At 67.9% G+C, this 1,187-nt stretch carries 1 protein-coding gene; it reads left to right on the top strand.

Features of this window, described 5'->3' with window-relative positions; genetic code table 11:
• Window positions 1-200: 200 nt before the first annotated feature.
• Window positions 201-1,187: DUF1996 domain-containing protein (locus ACFWI9_RS31105; RefSeq protein ID WP_387167677.1), on the top strand; the 987-nt coding region annotated here is incomplete at its 3' end.

The following is a 1,187-nucleotide window of genomic DNA, read 5'->3' as shown; positions in this document are numbered from 1 at the left end:
CCGCCCCCCGCCCGCCGCCCCCCCGCGACCCCGCCCGGCCCGCCCCGGCCCGGCCCCTCACCCCCGGCCCGGGCGCGAGGTCTCAACGACTTCCACCCGGTTTGCGCACAGAGAATCCTACGAATTACTCGTCCCACTGAACGCTTTCCCGAACTCGCCCGTATGGAACGACGCGCTACCCCTCCCGGGATTGGAGTTCCATGGGACGCACATCACGCAAACGCTCAACGCTGGCAAGCCGGGCGATCGCCGCCTCGGCTGCCCTCATCATGGGCGGGGGTGGGTTGGTAGCGGCCAATTACTACGCTTCCGCAGGGGAAGGCTGGACCGGCCAACGTCCGCTCCAGTCCACGAACGGCTGGCAGTCGGTGTCCACCATCGACTGCCCCGACGTCGGAAACGAGATCCAAGAAGTACCCCAGCAGGTACGCGGATCGGTTGACCGCCAACTCGCCACGCTGGATTCCCAGATCACCAGGGCCTACCAGAGATTCGCCGAGAACAAGCAGCGGGTGCAGAGCGACCGCAGCTACGGCCAGCAGCAGATCCTGACACCGCTGCGGAACGAACGCCAGGTGATCATCCAGCGGATCATCGCCCTGCTCGAACAGCAGCGTGCCGCACAGCAGCCCCAGCAGCTCGAGAAGATGGCATCGTGCGAACTGCGCGCCGATGACAACGACAACGGCGGCCAGCAGAACGGGGGCGGCCAGGACCAGGCCGCCGACCAGGGCCAGGGTGACGGCGGCCAGGACAACGGCGGCGACGGCGGTCAGGACAACGGCGGCGACGCCGGCCAGGAGCAGGGCGGAGCAGGTCAGGCCGGCAACGGCCCGGAGGCCGGCGACTTCGTGGACATCACCACCGTCCAGCCGAACGTCCGCAATCCCCGCAAGCTCCGCAACGCGTCGCGTGGCACCTTCAGCACCAGCTGCGGCACGAACCAGAACGGCAAGTTCAACCCGGACAACGTCATCGTGGCGCCCGGTGTGAGCAACGGTGCCCACCATATGCACGACTACGTGGGCAACCAGGCCAACGACGCCTTCGCCAGCGACGACGACCTCGCCAACGGCGCCACCACCTGCCGCAACCAGGGCGACAAGTCGACGTACTACTGGCCGGTGCTGCGTGTGCAGAACGGTCAGGACGAGAACGACGCGCAGGCCGACGGAGGTGGCAAGGAC

It is taken from the genome of Streptomyces sp. NPDC127084 (assembly GCF_042724175.1).
In the GTDB taxonomy this organism is placed as follows: domain Bacteria; phylum Actinomycetota; class Actinomycetes; order Streptomycetales; family Streptomycetaceae; genus Streptomyces.
The sequence above is the reverse complement of the archived record's forward strand: the minus strand, read 5'-3'. Positions and strand labels throughout refer to the sequence as shown.